The organism is Micromonospora sp. 067-2, assembly GCF_046549295.1.
GTDB lineage: Bacteria > Actinomycetota > Actinomycetes > Mycobacteriales > Micromonosporaceae > Micromonospora.
Window position 1 is genome coordinate 21024 of the sequence record NZ_JAJPWB010000010.1, and the last position, 24762, is coordinate 45785.

At 71.1% G+C, this 24762-nt stretch carries 22 protein-coding genes and 1 pseudogene; 9 read left to right on the forward strand and 14 right to left on the reverse strand.

Annotated features, from left to right (window positions below; translation table 11 throughout):
- Nucleotides 1-38: 38 nt before the first annotated feature.
- On the reverse strand, nucleotides 39-890 hold the full coding sequence (locus tag ACLJN9_RS23450; protein WP_410813664.1) for an alpha/beta fold hydrolase: 852 nt from the start codon (nucleotides 888-890) through the stop codon (nucleotides 39-41).
- 166 nt (nucleotides 891-1056) lie between these two features.
- Here ACLJN9_RS23450 and ACLJN9_RS23455 point away from each other — a divergent pair, with 166 nt between their 5' ends.
- From ACLJN9_RS23455 to ACLJN9_RS23465, 3 genes are all read left to right on the forward strand, one after another.
- Entirely contained in the window at nucleotides 1057-1377 is a 321-nt protein-coding gene (locus ACLJN9_RS23455; protein ID WP_410813665.1) for a hypothetical protein, read from the forward strand.
- Nucleotides 1374-1664, forward strand: coding sequence for a hypothetical protein (locus ACLJN9_RS23460; protein ID WP_410813666.1), 291 nt, complete (start codon nucleotides 1374-1376; stop codon nucleotides 1662-1664). Before ACLJN9_RS23455 ends, ACLJN9_RS23460 begins: the two co-directional genes overlap by 4 nt.
- Nucleotides 1665-1744: 80 nt before the next feature.
- Nucleotides 1745-2608, forward strand: coding sequence for a metallophosphoesterase family protein (locus ACLJN9_RS23465; protein WP_410813667.1), 864 nt, complete (start codon nucleotides 1745-1747; stop codon nucleotides 2606-2608).
- A gap of 23 nt (nucleotides 2609-2631) precedes the next feature.
- On the opposite strand, the gene ACLJN9_RS23470 is transcribed toward ACLJN9_RS23465, so the two are convergent.
- Nucleotides 2632-3540 carry an EamA family transporter gene (locus ACLJN9_RS23470; RefSeq protein WP_410813668.1) on the reverse strand — a complete coding sequence of 303 codons (909 nt, stop codon included), beginning with the start codon at nucleotides 3538-3540 and terminating at the stop codon, nucleotides 2632-2634.
- Nucleotides 3541-3657: 117 nt separating this feature from the next.
- Here ACLJN9_RS23470 and ACLJN9_RS23475 point away from each other — a divergent pair, with 117 nt between their 5' ends.
- Nucleotides 3658-4191: a MarR family winged helix-turn-helix transcriptional regulator gene (locus ACLJN9_RS23475; RefSeq protein WP_410813669.1), complete on the forward strand. Its 534-nt coding sequence runs from the start codon at nucleotides 3658-3660 to the stop codon at nucleotides 4189-4191.
- A gap of 77 nt (nucleotides 4192-4268) precedes the next feature.
- Here ACLJN9_RS23475 and ACLJN9_RS23480 read toward each other — a convergent pair whose 3' ends face one another.
- The 8 genes and pseudogenes from ACLJN9_RS23480 to ACLJN9_RS23515 all read right to left on the reverse strand — a co-directional run bounded on the left by ACLJN9_RS23480 (nucleotide 4269) and on the right by ACLJN9_RS23515 (nucleotide 13801).
- Nucleotides 4269-6716: a discoidin domain-containing protein gene (locus ACLJN9_RS23480; RefSeq protein WP_410813670.1), complete on the reverse strand. Its 2448-nt coding sequence runs from the start codon at nucleotides 6714-6716 to the stop codon at nucleotides 4269-4271.
- Between the two features lie 96 nt (nucleotides 6717-6812).
- Nucleotides 6813-7871 carry an NAD-dependent epimerase/dehydratase family protein gene (locus tag ACLJN9_RS23485; RefSeq protein ID WP_410813671.1) on the reverse strand — a complete coding sequence of 353 codons (1059 nt, stop codon included), beginning with the start codon at nucleotides 7869-7871 and terminating at the stop codon, nucleotides 6813-6815.
- Between the two features lie 193 nt (nucleotides 7872-8064).
- Nucleotides 8065-9939, reverse strand: coding sequence for an adenylyl cyclase (locus tag ACLJN9_RS23490; protein WP_410813672.1), 1875 nt, complete (start codon nucleotides 9937-9939; stop codon nucleotides 8065-8067).
- Nucleotides 9940-10254: 315 nt separating this feature from the next.
- Nucleotides 10255-10797 (reverse strand): hypothetical protein, encoded by a 543-nt coding sequence (locus tag ACLJN9_RS23495; protein ID WP_410813673.1) that lies wholly within the window; start codon nucleotides 10795-10797, stop codon nucleotides 10255-10257.
- 101 nt (nucleotides 10798-10898) lie between these two features.
- Nucleotides 10899-12296, reverse strand: a complete 1398-nt coding sequence (locus ACLJN9_RS23500; protein WP_410813674.1) for a cellulase family glycosylhydrolase — start codon at nucleotides 12294-12296, stop codon at nucleotides 10899-10901.
- A gap of 150 nt (nucleotides 12297-12446) precedes the next feature.
- The gene (locus ACLJN9_RS23505) at nucleotides 12447-13049 is read right to left on the reverse strand and encodes a dihydrofolate reductase family protein (RefSeq protein WP_410813675.1); all 603 of its coding nucleotides are present in this window, start codon (nucleotides 13047-13049) and stop codon (nucleotides 12447-12449) included.
- Nucleotides 13050-13191: 142 nt separating this feature from the next.
- Nucleotides 13192-13670 (reverse strand): annotated as a pseudogene (locus ACLJN9_RS23510) (SRPBCC family protein).
- Nucleotides 13667-13801, reverse strand: a complete 135-nt coding sequence (locus ACLJN9_RS23515; protein WP_410813676.1) for a hypothetical protein — start codon at nucleotides 13799-13801, stop codon at nucleotides 13667-13669. Before ACLJN9_RS23515 ends, ACLJN9_RS23510 begins: the two are co-directional and overlap by 4 nt.
- Nucleotides 13802-13914: 113 nt before the next feature.
- On the opposite strand from ACLJN9_RS23515, the gene ACLJN9_RS23520 reads away from it, so the two are divergent.
- Nucleotides 13915-14892 carry an aldo/keto reductase gene (locus ACLJN9_RS23520; protein WP_410813677.1) on the forward strand — a complete coding sequence of 326 codons (978 nt, stop codon included), beginning with the start codon at nucleotides 13915-13917 and terminating at the stop codon, nucleotides 14890-14892.
- Nucleotides 14893-14936: 44 nt separating this feature from the next.
- Here ACLJN9_RS23520 and ACLJN9_RS23525 read toward each other — a convergent pair whose 3' ends face one another.
- A complete protein-coding gene (locus tag ACLJN9_RS23525; RefSeq protein ID WP_410813678.1) occupies nucleotides 14937-15671 on the reverse strand; it encodes a YqjF family protein in 735 nt (244 codons plus the stop codon).
- Nucleotides 15672-15747: 76 nt separating this feature from the next.
- Here ACLJN9_RS23525 and ACLJN9_RS23530 point away from each other — a divergent pair, with 76 nt between their 5' ends.
- Complete coding sequence (locus ACLJN9_RS23530; protein WP_410813679.1) at nucleotides 15748-16209, forward strand: DUF5709 domain-containing protein; 462 nt, start codon at nucleotides 15748-15750, stop codon at nucleotides 16207-16209.
- 68 nt (nucleotides 16210-16277) lie between these two features.
- On the opposite strand, the gene ACLJN9_RS23535 is transcribed toward ACLJN9_RS23530, so the two are convergent.
- From ACLJN9_RS23535 to ACLJN9_RS23545, 3 genes are all read right to left on the reverse strand, one after another.
- A complete protein-coding gene (locus ACLJN9_RS23535; RefSeq protein WP_410813680.1) occupies nucleotides 16278-17855 on the reverse strand; it encodes a DHA2 family efflux MFS transporter permease subunit in 1578 nt (525 codons plus the stop codon).
- Nucleotides 17856-18034: 179 nt separating this feature from the next.
- The gene (locus ACLJN9_RS23540) at nucleotides 18035-20572 is read right to left on the reverse strand and encodes an FtsX-like permease family protein (RefSeq protein ID WP_410813681.1); all 2538 of its coding nucleotides are present in this window, start codon (nucleotides 20570-20572) and stop codon (nucleotides 18035-18037) included.
- Nucleotides 20569-21327 carry an ABC transporter ATP-binding protein gene (locus tag ACLJN9_RS23545; protein ID WP_410813682.1) on the reverse strand — a complete coding sequence of 253 codons (759 nt, stop codon included), beginning with the start codon at nucleotides 21325-21327 and terminating at the stop codon, nucleotides 20569-20571. The genes ACLJN9_RS23540 and ACLJN9_RS23545 overlap by 4 nt, the downstream gene beginning before the upstream one ends.
- Before the next feature lie 147 nt (nucleotides 21328-21474).
- Here ACLJN9_RS23545 and ACLJN9_RS23550 point away from each other — a divergent pair, with 147 nt between their 5' ends.
- Genes ACLJN9_RS23550 through sthA form a run of 3 tightly spaced genes read left to right on the forward strand, consistent with a single transcriptional unit; the run spans nucleotide 21475 to nucleotide 24761 of the window.
- Nucleotides 21475-22668 carry a sensor histidine kinase gene (locus tag ACLJN9_RS23550; RefSeq protein WP_410813683.1) on the forward strand — a complete coding sequence of 398 codons (1194 nt, stop codon included), beginning with the start codon at nucleotides 21475-21477 and terminating at the stop codon, nucleotides 22666-22668.
- Nucleotides 22665-23303, forward strand: a complete 639-nt coding sequence (locus ACLJN9_RS23555) for a response regulator (RefSeq protein ID WP_410813684.1) — start codon at nucleotides 22665-22667, stop codon at nucleotides 23301-23303. The genes ACLJN9_RS23550 and ACLJN9_RS23555 overlap by 4 nt, the downstream gene beginning before the upstream one ends.
- Nucleotides 23304-23357: 54 nt before the next feature.
- Nucleotides 23358-24761 (forward strand): Si-specific NAD(P)(+) transhydrogenase, encoded by a 1404-nt coding sequence (gene sthA / locus ACLJN9_RS23560; RefSeq protein ID WP_410813685.1) that lies wholly within the window; start codon nucleotides 23358-23360, stop codon nucleotides 24759-24761.
- Nucleotide 24762 lies beyond the last annotated feature (1 nt).

Sequence of the window (24762 nt, forward strand, 5' to 3'; positions counted from 1 at the left end):
TTCGTGCCGCACCGGCCTCCGATCCGATCCGGCGCCGGTCAGGCGCGAGCCTTCGCCGGTTGCTTCATGAAGTCCATGATCGCCTTGTTGACCTCGTCGGCGTGCGTCCACGGAATACCGTGCGGGGCACCCTTGAGCGTGACGAGCTGGGCGGTCGGCATCATCGGCGCGAGCCGCTGACCGGTCACCGGGTACGGCAGCACGTTGTCCTTGTCGCCCTGCACGATCAGGACCGGCACGTCGATCTTCGGCAGGTTGCCCCGGAAGTCCTCCAGCCAGGCGTCCACACAGTTGTGGGTGGCCCTGCCGGAGGCCATCGCTCCGATCTGCCAGTGCGCCCGGTACGCCTCTTCGCTGACCAGCTTCCCCTTGTTCTCGCTGTAGTTGAAGAACGTGTCGCAGAACTGGGTCAGGTAGGCGAAGCGGTCCTTGATGATCGCCTGCTGGAAGCCCTTGAAGAGATTCGTGTCGACGCCCTCGGGGTTGTCCTTGGCCTTGCCCAGCATGGGTTCCAGCGGGCTGAGCAGCACCGCCCGGCTCACTCGCTGCGAGCCGTAGTTGGCCAGGTAGCGGACCACCTCACCGGTGCCCATCGAGTGACCCACCAGGGTCGCGTCGCGCAGGTCCAACTCGGTCATCAGCACGTCGAGGTCGGCCGCGAAGGTGTCGTAGTCGTACCCGAACGCCGGCTGGGCGGAGTTGCCGAAGCCGCGCCGATCGTAGGTGATCGTCCGGTATCCGGCGTTGAGCAGCGCGTTGGTCTCCTTCTCCCAGGTCGCCCCGTTGAAGGGGAAGCCGTGGATCAGCACGACCGGCTTGCCGGCCCCGTGGTCCTCGTAGTACAGGTCGATGGGTGCGGAGTTCTCCGTCCCCACGGTGATGAAGGGCATGTCGTCTCCTGAAGTCGGAAGTCGGGCTCCGTGGCAGGTCGCCGCGCGCATTCCCGCCTCACTGCGGGATATGCCGTACCGAAACCCGGTCGCCGACATTCATCGACATTTATCAACGGCGATGCTAGGTTCGCCGGTAGAAAGTTTCGGCACACGGGAGGTGGGCATGCCTCGACGGATCCGCACGGGGGTCGCCGCGTTAGCCATCGGAGCGGCCACTGCCGCCCTGGGCGCCACGCCGGCCCACGCCGACCCAGTGGTGCCCCGGCACGCTATCGTGGTCTGTCAGAGCTCCAGCTTCTACGCCAACTACGACTCCGCCGGCGGGCCCACCGGGCTGAAGCGCACGCTCGGCTACGGCAACAGGATCGGCCACACGCCAGGTGCACACCCGGTCTACAACGGATGGGCGGCCTCGTTCGACTTCGGTCCGAACGACTGGGGCTACCTCCGGGCCGAATGCATCGGCGGGTACGACTCGTGGTGAGTCGCGGTGTCACCCGCGCTGCGGCCAGCCTGCTGGCCGGGATCATCGCCGCGATGCTCGCCGCACCGGCCCCGGCACAGGCCGCCAACGGCACGATCGGCCAGCGGGAGACGGTGTGCGCGAGCGACCTGTTCGTCCGCACCCAGCCCAACGGGGCCTGGATGGGCACGCTCTACCAGGGCCAGACATTCCTCGTCGAGGGTCCCGGCAGCGGCGGCTACGTCTACGGCTTCGCCTACGGTCACATCAACCGGCGCGGCTGGGTGCAGGATGGCTGGTTCTGCTGATTGAGCCGGTCGCCGGGTGCACCGCGACACCGGCCGGACAGGGGTGTCCCGACCCGACCGCGCCGGCCTAGCCTCGGGGCGTGAGCCTTCCACCCCGGCTACGGGCCGTCAGCGACCTGCACATCGGCTATCCCGAGAACCGCTCGTTCGTGCGGGAGCTGCACCCCGACAACGACGGTGACTGGCTGCTCGTCGCCGGCGACGTGGCCGAGCGCTTCGCCGACATCGAGTGGGCGCTCACGCTGCTCAGCAGCCGCTTCGCGCAGGTGGTCTGGGCGCCGGGCAACCACGAGCTGTGGACGCCGCCCGACGATCCGGTGCAGCTACGCGGTGAGGAGCGCTACCGCGAGCTGGTACGACTGTGCCGCCGGTTGGGGGTCGTCACCCCGGAGGACCCGTACCCGGTGTGGGACGGCGACGGCGGGCCGGCCACGATCGCCCCGCTCTTCGTGCTCTACGACTACACGTTCCGGGTTCCCGAGGCGCACACCAAGGAGCAGTCGCTGAAGCTGGCGTACGAGGCCGGCGTGGTGTGCACCGACGAGGCGCTGCTGCACCCCGATCCGTACCCGAGCCGTGAGGCGTGGTGCGAGGCCCGGGTCGTCGAGACCGAACGCCGGCTGGCCGAGCGGGACCCGACCCTGCCGACCGTGCTGGTCAACCACTACCCGTTGGTGCGCGAACCCACCGACGTCCTGTGGTACCCGCAGTTCGCCCAGTGGTGCGGCACCGTCCGCACCCGGGACTGGCACCTGCGCTTCGGCGCGGCCACCATGGTCTACGGGCACCTGCACATTCCCCGCACGACGTTCCACGACGGCGTGCGTTTCGAGGAGGTCTCGCTCGGCTATCCGCGCGAGTGGCGACGGCGGGGGCCGGTGCCCGACCCGGTCCGCACCATCCACCCCGCCGACGACGTACGCCGGATGGAACAACCGGCGTAGCTGACGGGTGCCCATGGTTTCCGTCACCTCCTGCTCAGGAGTTCGGGGCCTCGCAGGGCACGACGGGGACGCAGCAGCGAGGTCAGGTCGATGCGTTGGCCGGCGATCGCGCCGAGCAACGCCAGGACGAAGCCGGCGGTCTGCAGGGGTGTGAAGACCTCGCCGAGCAGGGCCAGGCCGGCGAGGGCCGCGGTCACCGGGCTCAGGACGCCGAGCAGCGACAGGTTCGTCGAGGGCAGCTCGCGGGCACCGAGGAACCACACGGAGTACGCCAGCGCGGTGCCGACCAGGCTCAACCAGGCGCAGCCGACGAGCATCCGGCTGGTCACCACGAAGCTGCCGGTGTCGACCAGCGGCACCAGTGCGGCGATGAGGACGCACCCGATCAGCAGTTGCCACGCGGTCGCGGTGAGCCCACTCATGTCCGGCGGTTTGCCCCACCGCCTGGTCAGCACGATGCCGACACCCATCACCGACGTGCCGGCGAGCGCCGCCGCGATGCCCAGACCGTCGACGTGCGCGTCTGCGCCGAGCACCGTGAGGGTGACGCCGGCAACCGCGGTCAGCGCCCAGAGGAGCTGGGTTCGCGGTGTACGACCCCAGCCGAGGACGAACATCACGCCGGACACGATGAGCGGTTGCAGCGACCCGACGACCGCCGCCAGCCCGCCTGGCAGCCGATAGGCAGCCACGAACAGCAGCGGGAAGAACGCTCCGATGTTGAGTACGCCGAGGACGGCCAGTCGGAGCCACCACCGACCGGTGGGGCGGCCGGGCGCGAGGGCCAGCAGCACGAGTGCCGCGGGGAGCGCGCGCAGCAGTGCGGCCGTCATGGGGCGGTCCGGCGGCAGGAACAGGGTGGTGACCGAGTAGGTGGTGCCCCAGGTGATGGGCGCGACGGCGGCGAGGAGGGTCACGCGGAGACGTGTCATGCCGCGCTCGATCTCACCGTGGTGCCACCCAGGAGCCAGCGGCGAGAAGCCCGGTCTGACATGACATCTCCTTAGAGGTAACTTACTGCTAAGCGACCTTCAAGGTAGACTAGCCCCATGGCCACGACAACCCCCGCCGCGAAGCCGACCGGACGCCCCGACGACGTCGACGTGATCGTCGACCAGTGGGCCCGCGAGATGCCCGACCTCGACACGCGGTCGATGGAGATCTTCGGGCGCATCTACCGGCTGGCCGGGCTCATGGGCGATCGCCTGGAGCGGGCGTACGGCAAGCACGGCATCTCACGCGCCGAGTTCGACGTGCTGGCGACACTGCGACGGGCCGGTGCTCCCCACCGCCTGGCCCCGACCGATCTGGCGCGTTCGATGATGATCACGACAGGCGGAATGACCGGGCGGCTCGATCGGCTGGTCCGGGCCGGCCTGGTTGAGCGGGTCCCGCACCCCACCGACAAGCGGGGCGTCTTCGCACAGCTCACCGAGGCCGGCCTGGACGTCATCGACTCCGCCGTGGTCGCGGGGGTCGACGCGCAGTCGTTCGTCGCCGACCAACTCGGCGACGCCGGCAGCAGGGAGCTCGCCGACCACCTTCGCGAGGTGCTGCACGTGCTCGAAACCCGTCGCAGTTGACCGGGGCGTACGCCGACCGGGTGGACGCCTGGGGTGGGCGGCCGCCGGTCGGCGTCCGGCGGCCGCCCGACCGTCGGTCAGCTCTGGTAGACCTCCAGGGTCGACAGTTGCCCGGCCGGCCACCCGGTGTTGCCGGTGACGGTGATCCGTAGGTAGCGGGTCTGCGCGGCGGTGAAGGTGAGGGTCACCTGGTTGCCGGTGGACGGGTCGAAGGTGCGTCCCGCCGAGGCGACCACCGTGGCGAAACTGCCCCCGTCGGCGCTGCCCTGCACGGCGAGCGTCTGCGTCCGGGTGGCCCAGGCGGCGGCCGGGGGCAGCCTGAGCACCACCCGCCCGACCGTGCGCGAGGCGCCGAGGTCGACCTGTACCCACTGCGGGAACGCACTGTTGGCGCTCTCCCAGTAGCTGTTCGGGTCACCGTCGACCAGGTTGCCCGACGCGTAGCTCTGGACGTGGCTGCTCTCCGTGGTGGGCCGTCCCCGGGCGAGGTCCGCGTTGGCCGGGGCGTCCGTGGTGACCGAGACGGTGTTGGACGCCGGGGAGGTGTTGCCCCCGGCATCGCGCGCGGTGACGGTGAAGGTGTACGCGGTGGACGGGCTGAGCCCGCTGACGGTTGCCGTGGTGCCGGCGACGGTGGCGACCACCGTGCCGCCCTGACGCACCTGGTAACCGGTCACCCCGGTGTCGTCGGTCGACGCCGCCCACGCCAGTGACACGCTGGTCGCGGTCCGTCCGGTCACCGTGAGGCCGCTCGGCGCGGTCGGCGGGTTGTCCGGTGCGGTGGTGCCGGCGTACACCTCGACCTGGGCGAGTTGCGCGGCCGGCCAGCCGGTGTTGCCGCTGAAGCTCAGCCGGATGTGGCGGGCGGCGGTGGTCGGCAGCGTACGAGTGACGGTGTTGCCGGTGGCCGGGTCGAAGGTGAACCCGGCGGCCGGGGTGATGGTCGTGAACGAGGCACCGTCGACGCTGCCCTGCACGGTGATGGTCTGGGTGCGGGTCCCCCAGCCGGATGGCAGCCGCACCACCAGTCGAGTGACCTGGTAGCTGGCACCGAGGTCGACCTGCCACCACTGCGGAAAGGCGCCGTTGTCGCTCTCCCAGTAGCTGCCGACGTTCGAGTCGACCGCGTTGCCGGCCGGGAACCCGCCACCCTGGCTGCTCGCCGAGGTGGGCCGGCCGGCGGCCAGGTTTCCGCCGGCCGGGGGCGGGGTGCCGGTCATCGGTGGCGTGGGACGGACGGGGGTGAGCGCCAACTGTCCCTTGAGCATCCGGCCGCCGTCGGCGGTGATCCGCAGGTAGTAGTCGGCGGAGCAGGCCACGCCGTCCTCGTCCAGCGCCCGGATGTTCGCGCCGGCCGGGGTGGTGGCCTGCGTCTCGGAGGTCTTGGCGATCTGGTTGCCCTCGTTGTACTCGTCGAACATCGAGACGTAGAGGCCCTGCGAGCCGAGCCGCACCATGTTGTAGATGTGCCGCCAGTAGAAGTCGCCGTGCCGGCGGTGCCCCCCGGCGAGGTCACCGGGCATCACGCAGGGTTGGTAGTCGATGCCCCGCGCCACACAGTCGGCCAGGTCCGCGATGTTGACGTTGTTGTAGTACGAGTCGAGCCCCTCCAGGGTGGTGGTCCGGTAGACCATCCACGGCGAGATCATGTTGAACGCGTGGTAGACGTCGAGGAAGCCGGGGCGGGAGTCCTCGATGCCCTGGCGCCACCAGGTGGGAACGCCACCGATGACGTAACAGCCCTGCGCCTTGAACCAGTTGACGACCTCCAGGCAGGGCGCCGGCGCGAAGGGCCTGCTGGGTTCGGCGAAGCCGAAGCCCCAGATGCAGACCACCGGCCTGCCGTTCTGTCGGGCGTACGCGCTGGAGGCGGTGTACGCGGACATCTTCGTCGTCCAGTCGGTCTTGATCTCCGACTGCATGCCCAACCAGTCGGTGACGTCGTACATGACGTAGAACTTGCGGCCGAAGCGTTCGGCGGCGGAGCGCACCTTCTGCGTCATCGCGTCGCGGGTCGGCCCCTCGTCGCCCGTCGGGTTGAACCGCTGCAGGGCGGCCGTGTCGCAGCCGTGCTCCTGCATCCACCGGAAGTGGGTGTCCACCGTCTGCTGGTCGTAGGAGGAGAAGAGGGTGGCCGGCGAGCCGTTGCCCAGGTTGGGATAGGCGGTCGGGTAGCTGCGCGTGTACTCGCGCATGTCCGGCCAGGACACGATCGTGGTGTTGGCGGGCGAGGGCGGCTGGAACCGTTCGCGGCTCCAGTGCCACCAGCCGCCGATGGGTGCGGAGTCGCCAGGGCAGCTGAACCAGCCCTGGTAGCCGACCGTCACCTTGCCCACCACGTCCCCCGCAGGACTGGCCGCGGAGGCCGGGCCGGTGAGGGCGGTGAGCAGCTCGGTGGTGGAGGCGGCGGCGAGGGCGGACCCCGCCACCACCGACGAGACGAACCTACGGCGGGAGACCGCCATGACGACCACTCCTTCGGGACGGAAGGCATTGACGGTCATCGTGGCAGTAGCGAATGCCACGCCGCAAGAGTACGACTGATCGATGAAATTAATTGCCAGCCGGCCGGCAGGAGACGAGTGGTCGCGCGAAAAATGCCGCTCCCTCGGCCCCGGCCGCTAACGGCTGCTCATCACCCGGTCGGCATCCCGCATCGGCGGCAGGATGCGCGGGCCGGCCTTCCGGCGACGGGCGTCCCGCACGGTCATCCGGACACCCTCGACGAAGCCGATCGCCGGCTGCCACCCCAGCACCTCGCGGGCCTTCCTGGTGTCGAGCGCCATGTTGCGGACCTCGCCCGGCCACGGCAGTGGTTCGTAGCGGGGTGCGTCCGCGACACCGACCGCCTCCTGGACGGCGCGGTACACCTCGTTGACGGCCGTCTGCCGGCCCGAGGCTATGTTGACCATCCCCACCCCGTCGTGGTGACTGGCGATGGCCACCGCCTCGGCCACGTCACTGACGTGGATGAAGTCGCGGGTCTGGGCGCCGTCGTCGTAGATGGTCACCGGACGCCCGTCGAGCAGCCCGTCGGCCATCAGGGACACCACGCCACAGTCGCCGCCGCCGGCATCCCGAGGCCCGTAGACGTTGCCGAACACCATCGAGGTGTACGCCAGACCGCGCTCGCGGGCGTACCAGTCCAGGTAATGGACGGCGGCGGCCTTGCTGATCCCGTACGGACCCACCGGCGCCATCGGGTGGGTCTCCCCCACCGGCAACTCGTCCGGCGCGACGTTGCCGAAGATGGCGCTGCCGGCGGCGTCGACGACCAGGCGCACCCCACCACTGACACAGGCCTCGAGAACGTTGACGGTGCCGAACATGTTCACGTCGGCGTCGTACAACGGGGCACGACCAGCCGCGGAGACGCTGGGCTGGGCGGCGAGATGCACCACCACGTCCGGCTGCCACTGGTGGATGACCTCCACCCCCTCGGGCGTACGGATGTCGCCGACCAGCACGTCCGACTCGGTCAATCCGCCGCAGACGGCGTCGGTGAGGTTCTCCATCCGTCCGGTCGAGAAGTTGTCGAGCACCCGGACCTGGCTACCCATCAGCATCAGTCGAGCCACCACGTGGCCGCCGATGAAGCCGGCGCCTCCGGTCACCAGGACGCGCCGGGGCGTGCGGTCCGCCGGCAGGTCGGCGGCGACGGCACGATCTGGAAGGTCCACGTCGGAATCTCCTCGCAACGACGGGTCGGTCGACCCGTTGCGGCACAGGGCTGCCGGGGAAACGCTAACTCATCTAAAGCCTATAAAACGGACTTTCAAGAAGAAGCTACTAATTACCCGACTCGGTGACGGTGCACGTCCGGCGGGGCCGCGGGCACCAGTGCCCGCGGCCCCGCCGGAAACGCCACCAGTCCTACGGCAGCGGGTACTGCGCGACGTAGACCGGAAGCCCGATCTTCGTCGTGTCGGCCGCCGCGCCGACGCCGTTGACCACATGGTCGATCGTGCCGGCACTGAGGTTGACGGTCATGATGTGGTGCAGCCGCACGCCCGGCCTGTTCGGGACCTCGAAGCCGTTCTCGGTGTGGATCGACGGGTTGTTCTGGTTGAAGACGTACACCCCACCGCCGTAGAGGCTGTGGTGGCGCACCCGGTCGCCGACCTTGTAGCCGGCCCACCCCTCGACCGTGCCGTTGTTCCAGTCCGCCTGCGTCGGCGGGTCGTACGGCAGCTCGTTCTGGTAGAGGATCGTCGTGCCGTGCTCGCCGTTCCAGACCGTGTTGTACCGCTGGAAGTGCTCGACGAACAGGCCGGTGGCCGTCACGTGGTCGCCGTTGATGACGGCACCGTAGCGACCGGTGTTGGTGCGCCAGCGATCCGTGTCGCCGTTGACGCCCTCGGTGAAACCCTCGACGCCGTGGTCGCCGCGCCACACCCAGGTGTGGTCGATGAGCACGTTGTCGCTGTTGACCTCCAGTGCCGTGTCCGCCCGGCCGATGTGCGGGCCGCCGACCCGGAAGTACACGTCGGACAGCGTGGTCGGATTGGCGGCGCTGCTGGCGTTGTGCCCGTGCTGCCGACCGACCCGTAGCAGCACCGGCGACTCGACCGGACCGGCGTCGATCGTGACGCCGGCGACGATGACGCCGGGAACGCCGGCGACGTCCAGCGGGATGGCGCCGTTCCCCGCGGTGAGGGTGGCGTGCCCGATGCCGAGCACCACCGTGTTGGCACGCCGGACCTCGATGCTGCGCGCGATGTCGTATGTGCCCGGGGTGAGCAGCAGGTGCTTGCCGCGCGCGAGTTGGCTGTTGATGACGCGTACCGGGTCGGACGGCTTCGCGATGAAGAAGTCGCGGATCGGAATCGTCCGCCCCGGCGTGAGGCCGTCGGCCCACGAGACGCCCCGGCTGCCGCGCTGCGCGGCGGGCACCCGTACGTTGTAGCCACCCCTGCCGTCGACGAAGAGGTACGGCTTCTCCCGGCTCAGCGGGGTGGTCTCCAGGGTGGTGTAGGCCGGGTCGGGGAACGCCGCGTCGTCCGGTGCGCCCTCGACACCCGCGAAGACCTGGTTCCACACCGCGTTGGACCAGCCGGCGATCTCACTGTTGCGGGTCAACCACTGCTGCTGCGACCCGTTGGTGGTGGCCGGCAGTCGCGAGTCGGCGATGAAGCCGCCGCTGGCGAACTGGGGGCCGGCGGTGCAGTAGTCCATCAGCGACAGCCCGCCGCCGCTGATGTCGAGCCGACGCATCGACACCGCCTGGGACACCGCCCAGAAGTTCGCCGACGACCGGCAGCCGTCCTGGCCCGCCGCGTCGATGGTGAGCGAGAGGTTGGACAGGGTGCGCCAGAAGTTGACAAGCGCGAGGCAGTTGCCGGTGCCGCCGTCGGCCAGGCAGCGGTTGTAGACCTCCAGCTTGCCGTTGACGGTGACGTCGGTTGGCGAGGCGCCCAGACCGGAGACCTCGGTGTAGTAGCCGACCTTCGCCTGCAACGGTTGCTCCGCCGTGCCGTACGTGCCGGGCTTGAACAGGTAGGCGTGCCGTGCGGTGCCCATCTCGTTGTCGACCTGTGCGGCGTTCGCGGCGTCGAGCGTCTGCTGGATCTGGCTGACCGGCATGGCCGGGTCGAAGATCGTGACGTTGGGCCCGAAGTCCGGCCCGCGATGCGTCGGCCGTCCGGCGCTGGCGGCGGTGCTGGTCATCGTGACGCAGGTGGTCAGCGCCAGGGCGAGAAGGAGGGTGCGACCGGATCGCCGGCGTACCCGTCGGGACTGGGTTGTCATGCGGTTCGTCCTCTCCACTGGCCGGAACCTGCTCCGGCGCAGCCGTGCGGCGAGAGCGCTCTCTGATCCCTCCGGGCGGCGGTCGGGGCCGGCGCAGGGGTTGGCATGTTTCTACCCGGTAAATCGCCCGCACGCCATGACCGCCGACGACGAACTTCGATCCACCGGGGTGCGAACAGTACGCCCCGCCAGCGCTCGGGGCTTTCTGGTCCATGCTCGACCAGGCACCGGCGAGGGCAGCGGCCTCCTCGTCGAAGTACGGTCCCGCTGACGATTCGCTTCAGGTGCCCTTACCCCGCACCGGGGGCGCGTCGGTCAGGTCGGCTGCTCCGGGTCGGTCAGCGGGATCGGCAGCGCCTGCGCGGCCGCCGTGCCGCCACCCAGCGAGTGCGCCGGCGCGGGGCGGTCGCCGGTGCGGCTGTGCAGCCGTCCGCGCCCCGCCGGCCCGGCGCGCCTGGTCACCTCGACCGTCACCATCCGCACCGGCGGTGGTGGCGCGGCGAATCGTCCGGTGCCCCACCGCACCCAGATCGGAATCCGGCCGGCGTCCGCCTCTGCCCGGAGCTTCTGCACCGTCCGCGCCCGATCGGTGTGGTCGATCTCCAGCACCACCGGCGGGCCGTCGGGGCGGGCGCACGCCACGTCGAGGACCGAGTGCCGCTGCTCCAGCGGCGGTGGCAACGGCACCACGCTGGGCGCCCGCCGGTAGACCCGCCAACCCTGGGTCTCGGCCCACCGCACCACCGAGTCGATGACACGCATCGTGACCGCGTCGGCGTCCAGGTCGTTGAAGGTCAGGTCGGCCAGCCAGCGGTCCAGGTCGGCGGCCAGGCGCTCGCCGTCCGTCGTGACCTCCACCGGCGCAGGATAACGCGTCGCCGACGACCACGACCGGCACGCCTCGACGTGGGCGCCCGCGCGGGCCCGGCCCCGGTCGGAGCTGGGCCCGCGTCCCCGGGTCACCTCATGTTCGCCACCACGAACGGCGCGTGGCCGTGCAGGTAGTTGGTCCAACCTCCGGTCACCGGCGCCCCCCGGCTGAGCAGGTTGGTGGTGTCGTTGCCGACGTCCAGCTTCCAGGCCGTCCAGGAGATGCCGTTCGCCTTCATCCAGTCGATCCAGGCCTGTGCCTCGGGCAGGCAGGCCTGGCCGTCGAGACCGCCGTCGGCGTTGCTCGCTCCCCACTCCGTGACGAACAGCGCCAGCCCGGCCCGCATCGCGGCGTCACCCCTGGTCCGCAGCCACGCGCCGTGCGAGCACGAGTAGAAGTGCAGGGTGTACATCAGGTTGGTGCCGGAGACCGGGCTGGCCGCCGCGGCGTCCACGCCCTGTGACCAGGTCGGGGTGCCGAGCACGACGATGTTGTCCGGGTCGGCGGCGCGGATCGCGGAGAGCACCGCCTGGTGGTACGGCTTGATGACGCCGGTCCAGCTGTACTGCAAGGGCTCGTTCCAGGTCTCCCAGATCACGTTGGGCAGGTTGCCGTAGCGCCGGGCCAGATCGCCGAAGAACGCCACCGCCTGGGCCTGGTTGTTCTGCGCCTCGTGCGCGTGCCAGTCGACGATCACGTACACGCCGGCGCGGACGGCGTTGTTGATGATGGTCTCCACCTGCCCGCGCGCCCTGGCCGGATCGCTGAGGTACGCGCCGGCCGGTTCCACGCCCATCGCCGCCCGGATCACCTGGAGGTTCCAGTTGTCCCGCATCCAGGTCAGCGCCGAGAGGTTCTCCGCGTAGGGGGCGCTCTCCCAGTTGAGCCACATGCTGCTGACGCCGCGCAGCTGCACCCGCGCGCCGTTCTTGTCACACATGGTGGTGCCGCAGACCCGCAGCTGCCCGTGCCGCTCGACGGGGGTGCCGGAGGCCGGCGGCGGCGGCGGCGTCGGAGTCGGGGTCGGGGTCGGGGTCGGGGTCGGGGTCGGGGTCGGTCTGGGTGTCGGAGTGGTCGGGGTGGGCGTGGGCGGCGTCCCGCCGCCGCAGGACGAGCCGTTGACCGTGCAGTTCACCGGGGTGCCGGAGCCGGCGACGATGAAGCCGAACGACGTCGAGGCGCCGGCAGCCAGGGTGCCGTTCCAGGACACGTTGGTGAAGGTGTAGTGACTGCCGGCGGTCGCCTGTTGCGCGTTCCACGACTGGCTGACGGTCGAGGAGGATGGCAGGTCGAACTCGACCCGCCAGCCGGTGGTCTCTACGGACGTGTTGTTGGTGACGGTGACCTGGCCCTGATAGCCGCTGCCCCAGTTGTTGGTCACGGAGAAGACCGCTCTCGCCGCGCTGGCCGGTGTGGCGGTGACCGCCACCGCACCGGCGAGCAGGCCGGCGACGGCCAGGGCCGTGACAAGTCTCAGTGTGCGCATGCTGAACCCGCTTCGGTCGATCGACAGTGATGGACTCAGGCGGGGCGGCGCCTTCGCGCACCATATCGATCGCCGGCTATGGTCCGCAAGCTCGGGCCACCCGCCGGCCGGGGATCGGGGCCGGCCCGGTCCAGGCCGGCCCCGAGGTGGTCAGACTGCTGGGCGTACCCGGTAGGCCAGGTGGGTGACCCCGCTGCCCTCGACGACGCTGATGGGCCCGTCAAGCTGCAGCGGCGCGATCTTCAGGTCGACGAAGAGCGGGATGCCGGCACCGAGCAGCACCGGGACGAGGTCGACGTGCACCTCGTCGAGCAGGCCGGCTTCGATGACCTGGGCCGCGATCGTGCCGCCGTTGACGCCGACCTCCTTGTCACCGGCAAGTGCCTTCGCTCGGTCGATGGCGCTCTCGATGCCGTCGGTGACGAAGACGAACGAGGCGTTTTCCGCGTCCCAACCGTCCGGGACACTGTGGGTCACCACCACGACGGGCACGTCCATCGGATGCCTGCCGCCCCACCCGTTGGTCATGTCGAAGAGTCGCCGGCCGACGACCAGCGCCCCGGTCCGCTCGTTGAGGTCGCGCAGATGCCGGGCGCTCGCGGCGGAGGTGCGCAGGGTCATCCCGGGAGTGGCCGTCGCCGTCTCGACCTCGCCGTTGCCGTACCACTGGAACAGGTAGTCGAAGCCACCGTGGGACGGGTCCGCGATGTAGCCGTCCAACGACATCGTCGCTCCGGTCGTCACCTTCGTCATCGATCTGCTCCTCGGTCTCCGTCAGCCCGGCAAAGCCGGCTCTCGTCCTGTGGTCGAACCCGGCATCACCGCCCTCGACACCTGCGCCGGAAAAGTTTTCGAGCAGACCGCGTGCGCGGCCAGCGCCCGGAACGACCATCGGTCAGTGAGCCTTCATCAGGTCCACGAGCTGGTCCAGCGCGGCGCCCCAGCCCTCGTGGACGCCCATCTCGGCGTGTGACTTCCTCGTCGACGCCTCCGCGTGCATCGCGATGGCCGTGTACCTCGTGCCGGCACCGTCCGGCTCGATCCGGATGACCGCGGTGAACGGGAAGCCGTCCCCGGCGATCTGTGGGCGGAAGCCGTGGCTCAGGCTGGAGGTGAAGATCAGCGTCCTGCCCTCCTCAACCGCCAGGATGCAGCCCTGTTCGGATGCTCCGCACCCTCCGGCGAGCGCATGGTGGTGTCGAACCGGCCACCGGGCTGCAGGTCGATCTCGCAGGCGGTGGTCGACCAGGGCTTCGGCGTGAACCACTGCAGAAGCAGCTCGGGCGTGGTCCAGGCCCGCCAGACCAGCTCGGGCGCCACGTCGACGGTGCGCTCAAGGACGAGGTCGAGCTCGGGGTTCGTGGTGTAGGTCATCGCTGTTGCTCCTTCAGGTCGTGGAGAAGCGAGTCGAGTTGGTCGAGGCGCTGGGTCCACCGCGCACGCTGCACGGCGAGCCAGGTGTCCAGATGTTCGAGCGGCTGGGGTGCGAGCCGGTAGGTGCGCACCCGTCCCTTCTTGCTTAGGTCAAGACCTAAGTAACGCCCGGTGCTCCGACGACCCACCCGCGCCGGGTCGGCCGCCCTCGCGGGACACCCGTGCCGGTCGTAGCGTGGGGGGCATGCGAACCACCACGCTGGGCAGTGCGGGCCCCGAGGTCGGCGTCATCGGCCTCGGGTGCATGGGCATGAGCCACGGATACGACATCACCGGCCCCCGGGACGACGACACCTCGATCTCGGTCATCCGACAGGCCCTGGACCTGGGCGCCACCCTCCTCGACACCTCCGACGTGTACGGGCCGTACACCAACGAGGAACTGGTCGGCCGGGCGCTGGGCGGCGGCCACCGGGAGCGCGCCGTCCTGGCCAGCAAGGTCGGGCTGGTGGTCACCTCCCCCACCGGCGGTGCCGGCAACTCACCGACCATCCGCAACAACGGCCGCCCGGAGCACATCCGCGCGTCGATCGACGACAGCCTGCGCCGGCTCGGCACCGACCACGTCGACCTCTACCAGCTGCACCGCGTCGACCCCGAGGTGCCGATCGAGGAGTCCTGGGGTGCGATGGCGGAGGTCGTGGAGGCGGGCAAGGCCCGGCAGCTCGGCCTGTCCGAGGTGACGGTGGCCCAGATCGTGCGCGCCCAGGCGGTCCACCCGGTGGCGTCGGTGCAGTCCGAGCTGTCGCTGTGGACACGCGACCCGTTGACCGAGGTGCTGCCGTACTGCGCCACGCAGGGCATCGCCTTTCTGCCGTTCTCCCCGCTGGGCCGAGGCTTTCTGACCGGCCGGTTCACCTCGTTCGACGACCTGCCAACCGACGACTTCCGACGCGGCCTGCCGCGATTCCAGCAGGACGCGCTGCGCGCCAACCTCGCCATCGTCGCCCGGGTCCGCGAGGTCGCCGACCGGGCCGGCCTCAGCCCCGCGCAGGTCGCGCTGGCCTGGGTGGTGGCCCAGGGCCGGCACGTCGTCCCGATCCCCGGCACCAAGACCCCCCGGTACCTGGTGGACAACATCGCCGCCGGTGACGTACAGCTCAGCGCCGAGGACCTGGCCGACCTCGACGCCCTGCCCACGCCGGAGGGTGGCCGCTACTGAGGCCCGGGAGCCGCCGTCCGGCCCGACCAGACCGGCCAACCCGGTCAGCCGGGCCGGCCCACGGTGACCGGCGAACCGAACCGGACCGGAACACCGGGGGAGTACAGCACGCTGACCGGCGGCTCGGCCGGCGCCGGCAGCCCGGCGGCGGTGACCAGCTCATCGTCCAGATGCAGCAGCTCGGCCCGGTGCAGCGGCCAGCGCGGATGCCAGTTCGGCAGGTGCAGCGTGCGGCCGTACGCCCGGGTGTGCAGCCCCCAGCGGGCCGTGACGAAGTGCTCCAGCGGTGTCGGATCGGCGATCCGCTCCCCCACCCGGACCGACATCCGGCTCGTCGTACCGGCAGGGCCGGGCCACCGGCGCCGGCACCGATAGGTGCGCCGGTCGCCGTCGCGGTCCAGGCGCATCGACGACCACAGGTACGGCAGGCGCAGCGTCGCCCGGGCGACCAGCACCGGGACCAGCCGGGACGCGTCGAGCGACCGGAACACCACGGCCCGCCGGCCGGTGTCGTCGACGGAATAGAGCCGGACGTTGGTCTCCCAGAAGGTGCCGAAGTACGGCACACCGGGGCCCCGGCCGAGGCCCAGCCCGACCATCCGGAAGCCGATCAGACCGACGTGGCTCACGCCGTTCAGAGTGTCGGGGCGGGTGCCGGTGGGCAGCAGCGGCGCGACGAGTTCCGGTGCGACGGCCCAGTGCAGGAAGGTGAGATCCTCCCAGCGCTGACGCAGGGTGGCGCGGGGGAACGCCAGCTGGGGCGCGGGCTCGATGTCCATGCCCGCATCCTCCCTCGGCTGCGGTGTACGGTCCTAGGCTGGACAATCGCTGCACCGTGACGAAGGGAAGACCGCTGTGAGCCAGACCGAGCGGATCGATTCCGTTGATGAGTGGAACGTGGCGGAGGACGACGGGGTCCTGGACGCCTCGGACACCCTGGACGACGACCGCGTCGGTGACCCTCTGGACACCGGGATCATCGCCGAGGATCACTGGACGGGCGCCAACCGGTTCGGCACCACTCCCGCCGAGGAGCGCGCGGGCGAGTCGCTGGATCAGTACCTCGCTCAGGAGGAACCGGACGTCGACCCGTACGCCGAGGGCGGCGACGACGAGGACGAGCTGACCCGGCGGGGGTACGAGCGCGAGGCGCGCGCGGGCCGCCTGGTCGCCTACGACGAGGGCGTCGGCGAGGACGAGGACGCCGAAGCCGTGGCGTGGGACGCCGGGATCGACGCCGGCGCCGCCAGTGCGGAGGAGGCCGCGGTCCACGTGATCGACGACCCCGACGGGCCCGGGGACGGTCCGCTGCGCTGACGCCCCGCCGGTCGACGGACCGCCGCGCTCAGCACCACGACGGGCGCTGAGCGCGGCGGACGCGCCGCTCAGTGCACGACGGCGGCTGCCGTGGCCAGCTCGGCCGGTCGGTCGTCGCCCGACTGCGCCGGCTGACGTCGGCGCGGCAGCAGGGCGGCCGGAATGAACGTGGCCAGCACCAGGGCGAACGCCACCCAGAACGTGGTGCCGAACGAGGACGCGGCGAAGGCGAGCCCCCGTTCGATGAGCGACGGCTCGACCTGCTGGGCGAGTTGTGGGTTCTGCTGGGCGGCGATGGCCAGCCCGGCCTCGGTGGCCGGTTCGCCGTTCGGACCCACCAGGCCCGGAACCGGACGGGAGCCGTTCAGCTCGTTGGTGAGGATCACCGACATCACCGCGGCGCCGATCGACCCGCCGATCTGCTGCAGGATGTTGACCAGCGTCGAGCCGCGAGCGACGTCGCTGGCCTGCAACGTCCGCAGCGCCGACGTCATGATCGGCATCATCGTGCCGCCCATGCCCAGGCCCATCACGAACAGCGAGCCCCCCAGCAGCCAGTACGAGGTCTGCGGGTCGACCTGGGTGAAGCTGAAGAACCCGGCGACGATGAGCGCCAGCGCGAACGGAACGGTACGACCGATGGGCACCCGGTCGGCAAGCGTGCCGGCGATCGGCATGGTGATCATCGCGCCGATGCCCTGCGGCGCCATCAACAGACCGGCCGCCAGCGTCGTCTCGCCGCGCACCTGGAGGAAGTAACTCGGGAACAGCAGGCCGGCGCCCATGAACGCGATGATGAAGACGAAGAGCGTCGCCGAGGCGATGGCCAGGTTGCGGTTGGCGAACAGCCGCAGGTCGAGCAGCGGATGGCGGGGCTTGAAGGAGTAGAGCACGAACGCCACCACCAGCGCGGCGCCCACCAGCATGGGAGCCCACACCTTCGCCTCGGTGAAGGTGCCCGCCTCCGGCAGCGAGGAGACGCCGTAGAGGAAGAGGGCGAGCCCCGGTGACAGCATCAGCATGCCGAGGAAGTCGAACGACTCCGACGGCTCGGGCGCGTCCTTCGGCAACGCCAGTTGTGCGTAGACCAGGGCGACGACACCGATCGGCAGGTTGATCAGGAAGATCCAGTGCCAGCTCGCGGTGTCGATCAGCCAGCCGCCGAGGATCGGGCCACCGATCGGCCCGAGCAGCATCGGGATGCCGAGGACCGCCATCAGGCGGCCGATCCGGTGCGGACCGGCCGCCCGGGTCATGATGGTCATACCCAGCGGCATGAGCATGCCGCCGCCGAGGCCCTGCAGGACGCGGTAACCGATCAGCTCACCGATCGAGTCGGCGGTGGCACAGAGCCCGGACCCGATCGTGAACAGGGCCAGCGCCACCATGTAGAGGCGTTTGGTGCCGAACCGGTCAGCCGCCCACCCGCTGAGCGGGATCACCGTGGCCAACGCGAGGGTGTAGGCGGTCATCGTCCACGCCACCCGGGCGTACGACGCGTCGAACTCGATCTGGAACCTGGGCAGCGCCACGCTGACCACCGTCACGTCGAGGATCGACATGATCGCGCCGAGAACGACGACGCCCGCCACCTTGAGCACCGCGGCGTCGAGCTTGTCCGATGTCGCGACAGATTGCTGGGTCACAAACTCTCCTGAGGTCGGTTGAGCCGGCGTTTGGTGAGCGGTGGTGGCGGTGCCGCGCCGACCAGGCGCGGGCGCGACGCGCCGAGGGGAAACGCGCGGAGGAAGACTAACCGGAGGCACCGACGATTCGCCGTCGGTTTAACGACGGCGGCGGCGCGTTCCGACCTCGGCCCGTAGGCTCAGCCCTCGATCCCCAACGCCTGCACCGGGCTGACCCGGGACGCCCGCCGGGCCGGCAGCACCCCCGCCAGCGCGGTCAGCACGACCAGCGCCGCGAAGAGCCCCGCCAGCGGCAGCACCGGAAGGGTCAGCGGCGCGTTGAGCCCGAGGACCTGAACCGCCAACCAGGCGTACGGAACGCCGAGCAGCAGGCCGATCGTCGCACCGATCACCCCGTAGAGGCCCGCCTCGACGGTGAGCATGCCGCGCAGTCCGGGTCGGGACAGGCCGACCGCCCGGAGCAGCCCGGACTCGCGTACCCGCTCCACCACCGACAGCGCGGTCGTGGACCCCACCCCGACCACCGCGATCAGCACGGTCAGGCCGACCAGGCCGACGGCGATCAGGAGCAGGCTGTCCAACACCGCGCCGTTGCGGTCCCGCTCGTCGGCGAGCACCGTGAGGCCCACACCGTCACTGCCGCCGATCGCCTGCCGCAGCGCCTGCACGCCGGCGGTGCGGCCACCCTCACCGGGGCCGGCCGCATTGGCCAGCAGACCGCTGTACGTCGCCGGCGCACCGAGCCGGTCGAGGTCGGCGCGGTCGGTGAGGATGCCCGCGTACAGCGGAGCGTGGTCGGGCAGGACAGCGGCCACCCGTACGCCGACGGTCTTTCCGGCCAGGCCGATGGTGACGGCGTCGCCGGCCCGCAGACCGGCGTCGCGGGCGACCCAGCTGCCGAGCACGATGCGGCCGGGGCCACGGTCGGCCAGCGTGCCCTGCGCCACGTCCAGGTCCTCGGTGGTCGGCAACGCCCGCAGGTCGAGGTCGAGCGCAGGGTAACCGGACTCGGCGCTGCCCAGCCGGTCGCCGCCGCGTAGCAGCGTGACGTCGTCGACCCGGCGGTACGGCACCACGCGGGTCAGCGCCCCGCGGGCGGCCTCGGCCCGCGTCACGACGGCGGCCGGCAGCGCTGCACCGTTGCCGGCGGTGACCTCGAAGTCGGCCGGGGCGGACAGGGCCATCTCGCGGTCGGCGAGGATCCGCATCGACGCGCCGCCGATCACCACCCCGGAGATCAGGGTCACGCCGAGCGCGACCACGACGGAGATGGCGGCGGCGCGACGCGGCGTTCCTCCGACTCCCCCGACCGCCAGCCGCCCGAGCGGCCCGAACTGGCGCAGCGGCCAGCCCACAATGGACAGGACCGGGCGCACCAGCAGCGGTCCGAGGGCCACCAGCGCGCAGAACGCCAGCGCGCCGGACCCGACCAGCAGGAGCAACCCGGGCACCGGGTCGTAGACCTCCTGTTGTGGCGTCGGCAGCCGGCTGAACGTGGCGCCGCCCGCCAGTGTCGCGCCGACGCCCAGGAGCAGCCCGGACACCAGACGTGGCATCCCGATGCCGCGCCGGGCGGCGAGAACGCTCGCCGCCCGCAGCGCCTCCAGCGGAGAGACCCCGGCGGCGGAGAAGGCCGGCGCCAGAACCGCCAGCACGGTGAGGACGACGGCACCGAGCACCACCGCGACCGCCGCCGCCAGTGGCAGACCCGGCGACGAGACCGCCGTTCCGGTGGCACGCAGGATCGCCGGGAGGGCGTATCCGGCCGTGAGGGCGGCGGCGACCCCGACGACGCCGGCGACCAGCCCGGTCAGGGCGCCCTCGGCGATCAGCGCGCCCGTCAGCGCGCCCCGGCTCGCGCCGACCGCCCGAAGCAGTGCCAGCTGCCGCATCCGCTGGGCGAAGACGATGCGGAAGGTCGAGGTGACCACCAACGCCGCGGCGATGACCGCGACCGCGACGAACATGCCGACCAGGGCGAACAATCGCCCGACCTGCTCGGCTTGCGCGTCGGCCTCGGCCCGGCGGACCTCCTCGCCGGTACGGATCGCCACGTCGGCCGGCAGAGTCGCGGCCACCCGCTCCCGCACCTTCTCCGCCGACGCGCCGGGGGCCACCCGGACGTCGATCCACTCCAACCCGGCCGAACCGCCCCACGCGGTCACGACGCTGTCCGGGGCGTACGCGTCGATGCCTCCGTCCGTCGGGGTGTCGACCAGGCCCGTGACGGTGAGCCGGGCGGGTGTGGTCAGCCCACCGCCCTTCCCGCTGGTCACGGTGCCGATCCGAAGACCCAGCCGCTCGGCGGTGCGCGGGGTGACCGCGATCTCGCCGGGGCCGTCGGGATAGCTGCCGGCACGCAGCCGGACGGTGGCCAGCGGGCCGGTTCCCGGGTCGGCCCGGAGGTTCAGGTACCCCTCGCCGAGGGACACCCCGACGGTCAGCCGGCCGACCGCCTCGGCGACGCCCGGCACCGCGCGGACGCGGGGCAACGCCGCTCCGCCGGGCGGTGGCCGTTGCTGATCGCCGATCACCAGGTCGGTTGCCGCGGGGGTGCCGCTGAGGTTGTCCACCGCGGTCCGTACGGTGATCTCCCGCGCCAGGACGGTGCCGAAGACGACGAACGACGCGACCAGGATGGCCAGGCCGGTCAGGATCAGCCGGCCGGGGCGTCGCGCCGCCGCGCTCACCTGGGTACGCAGCACTGTCGCCCTCATGCGCCGGCCGCCAGTTCGCGCAGCGCTTCGGTGATCGACACCTGGTTCGGCTCGTCGATCTCGCCGGCGACCCGGCCGTCGGCGAGCAGCACCACCCGGTCGGCGTACGCGGCGGCGATCGGGTCGTGGGTGACCATGACCACCGTCTGGCCGAGGTCGCGTACCGAGTCGCGCAGGATGGTGAGCACCTCCGCACCGGAGCGGGAGTCGAGGTTGCCGGTCGGCTCGTCGGCGAAGACCACCTCGGGACGCGACACCAGCGCCCGGGCCAGCGCCACCCGCTGCTGCTGGCCACCGGAGAGCTCGCCGGGCCGGTGACCGAGTCGCTGGCCGAGACCCAGCACGTCGACCAGGTGCGCGAGCAGGTCGGTGTCGGGCTGCCGGCCGGCGAGATCCAGTGGCAGGGTGATGTTCTGCGCGGCGGTGAGCTGCGGTAGCAGGTTGAACGACTGGAAGACGAACCCGACCCGGTCCCGGCGTACGCGGGTCAGCGTCCGGTCGGACCGCCCGGTGAGCTCGGTCCCCCCGAGGATCACCCGGCCCGAGGTGGCCGTGTCCAGGCCGGCGAGGCAGTGCATCAGGGTCGACTTGCCGGACCCGGATGCGCCCATGATCGCGGTGAACTCGGCCCGGCCGAAGCTGACCGAGACCCCGTCCAGGGCGCGGACGGCGGTGTCCCCGCTGCCGTACACCTTCTCCAGATCGACCGCGGCGACCGCGGCGTGGCTGGTTCCCGGCGGGGCGTGGGTTGTCATCGTTCCTCCAGTTCGCTGCGATGTGGCCCGGGAAGCCTCGCCGCCCGCAGCGGGTGGGCACATCCGCCCCGCGTCGGGTCTCGACGGTGAGGGGTCTGCCTTTCGGCCGATCTGCCACCTCCGCCCGCCTGGCTACGCTGGGTCATCATGAGCGCGCCGGATCTTCGACGTTGGTGGGTACGCCTGGCCCAGGCCGCCGGGCTGGTGGCCATTGGCCTGCTCGCCCTCTTCGATCTGCGGTTCGGCGCACCCGAGAGCATGGCGGCTCTCCTGCTCCTGCTGGTGCGGATGGGGTTGGCGGTGGCGACGGTGCCGCTCTGGCTGCCGGTGCACCGGCTCGGGTCGCGCCTGCTGCCGCTGGCCGCGTTGGTGCTCGCGTCCGCCTCACTGGTCGTGACCGTGGCGTTCCTGGTCCTCGGCATCGACGACTACTGGGTCGGGGGCAGCTGGGGGCTCGCCGAGTCGGCCGGGCTGATCGGGGTGGTCTTCGTGGTCACCCGCTGGGGAGCGCCCCGGCTCGCCCCGTGGGCGGCGGTGGCCGCCGGGCTCGCGGTCGCCACGATGCCGCTGCGTGCCGGCACCGACAGCCTGCTCGTGATCTTCGGCCTTCTCCAGGTGCTCGCCGCGGCCGGCGCCGCCGGGGTGGGGCTCTACCTGCGGATCATGGCCGCTGGTCGGGAGCGGGCGATCGCGCTGGTCCGGGCCGAGCAGCGCGCCGAGTTCGCCCGTGACCTGCACGACTTCATCGCCCACCACGTGACCGGCATCGTGGTGCAGGCGCAGGGCGCCCGGTTCGTCGCCGAGCAGGACCCGCGTCGGGTGATCGTCGCCCTGGAGCAGATCGAGCGGGCCGGCGCGGAGACGATGGCCTCGATGCGACGGATGGTGGGGATCCTGCGGAACCCGGATGCCCCGCCGGACGCGCCGCTGGCCCCGCTGGCCGGTGTGACCGAGCTGGAGCCGCTGCTGACGGGGTTCAACGGCACGGCGCGCGCGCCGGCACGACTGGACGTCGACGGCGACCTGGACGGGCTGCCGGTGGAGGTCTCGACGTCGGCGTACCGGGTGGTGATGGAGGGCCTGACCAACACCCGCCAGCACGCGCCGGATGCCCGGTCGGTGAACGTGGCCGTGCGGCGTACGCCGGACTGGTTGCTGGTCCGGGTGGCCGACGACGGCGCGTCCGGGCGCACCGCGCCGGGCCGGGGGCACGGCTTCGGTCTGATCGGCCTCACCGAGCGGGTACGCGCCCTCGGCGGCACGATCACCGCCGGGCCTGGCGTCGCCGGCGGCTGGGTGCTCGACGCGGCACTTCCGCTGCGCGTGGTGGTCGGGCGATGATCCGGGTTCTGATCGCCGACGACCAGGCGATGGTCCGGACCGGCTTCGGCATGATCATCGGGGCGCAGGCGGACATGGAGGTGGTCGGCGAGGCCGCCGACGGGGTGGTGGCCGTCGAACTGGCCCGTCGGCTGCGTCCGGACGTGCTGCTGCTGGACATCCGGATGCCCCGCCTCGACGGCCTCGAGGCGCTGCGGCTGCTCGCCGGGCCGGGCGTCGCCGATCCGTTCCGGGTGGTCGTGGTGACCACCTTCGATCTCGACGAGTACGTGCACACCGCGCTCTCCAACGGCGCCTGCGGTTTCCTGCTCAAGGACTCCGGCCCGGCGTTACTGGTCGAGGCGGTCCGCGCGGCCGTCTCCGGCGACGCGCTGATCAGCCCGTCCATCACGGTACGGCTGTTGGAACACCTCAGCTCGCCCGTGGCGGCGCGGGACGACGCCGGGCTGTCGCCGCGGGAACTCGACGTCGTGCGGCTCGTCGCCCGGGGCCTCACCAATGCCGAGATCGCGGCCCGGCTCTTCATCGCTGTCGGCACGGTCAAGACCCACCTGGCCAGCGTGCAGATGAAGCTGAGTGCCCGCAACCGCGTCGAGATCGCCGCCTGGGCCTGGGAACGCCGCCTACTCGGCTAGGTCGCGGCCCTCCAGGTCTGGCGCACGTCGCGACATTCCGCGAGGCTGACGAACGTGTATGACTACGACCTGTTGGTGCTGGGTTCTGGACCCAGCGGTCAGAAGGCCGCGATCGCCGCCGCCAAGCTCGGCAGGCGGGTCGGCATCGTGGACCGCCGCGACATGATCGGTGGGGTGTGCATCAACACCGGCACCGTCCCCTCCAAGACTCTGCGCGAGGCCGTGCTCTATCTGACCGGGCTGAGTCAGCGGGACCTCTACGGCAGCAGCTACCGGGTCAAGGACGAGATCACGGTCAGCGACCTGGCCGCCCGAACCCAGCATGTGATCACGCGGCAGACCGACGTCATCCGCAACCAACTGGCCCGCAACCGGGTCGCGATGATCACCGGCACCGGCCGGTTCGCCGACGCGCACACGATCTGGGTGGACAGCGGCTCCGGGCGGGAGTCCAGGGTGACGTTCGACAAGATGGTCATCGCCGCCGGCACCCGCCCGGCCCGCCCGGACAGCGTCGACTTCGACGACCGCACCATCGTGGACTCCGACGGCGTCATCAACCTCCAGGCCGTACCCCGCAGCATGGTGGTGGTCGGCGCCGGCGTGATCGGCATGGAGTACGCGTCGATGTTCGCCGCGCTCGGCACCAAGGTGACGGTGGTGGAGCGCCGCGACCGGATGCTCGATTTCTGCGACGACGAGGTCGTCGAGTCGCTCAAGTACCACCTGCGTGACCTGTCCGTGGCGTTCCGCTTCGGCGAGGAGGTCGCCGCCGTCGAGAAACACCAGACGGCGGCGCTGTGCATCCTGCGGAGCGGCAAGAAGATCGTCGCCGACACCGTCATGTACTCGGCCGGCCGGCAGGGTCAGACCGACGACCTGGCCCTGGAGGCGGCCGGGCTGGAGGCGGACCGGCGCGGCCGGATCGCCGTCGACGCCAACTACCGCACCCCGGTGGACAACATCTATGCCGTCGGTGACGTGATCGGCTTCCCGGCGCTCGCGTCCACGTCGATGGAGCAGGGCCGGCTGGCCGCGCAGCACGCCTGCGGCGAACCGATCCGGGAGATGCACGGCCTGCAGCCGATCGGCATCTACACGATCCCGGAGATCAGCTTCGTCGGGCAGACCGAGGCCCAACTCACCGACACCTCGACGCCGTTCGAGGTGGGCATCGCCCGCTACCGCGAGCTGGCCCGCGGTCAGATCGTGGGTGACTCGTACGGCATGTTGAAGCTGCTCGTCTCCCCCGACGACGGTCGGCTGCTCGGCGTGCACGTGTTCGGCACCGCGGCCACCGAGATCGTCCACATCGGCCAGGCGGTGATCGGCTGCGGTGGCACGATCGACTACCTGGTCGACGCGGTGTTCAACTACCCGACGTTGGCGGAGGCGTACAAGGTGGCCGCCCTGGACGCCTCCAACAAGATCCGCAACATCACTCGCATCGACGGTTAGC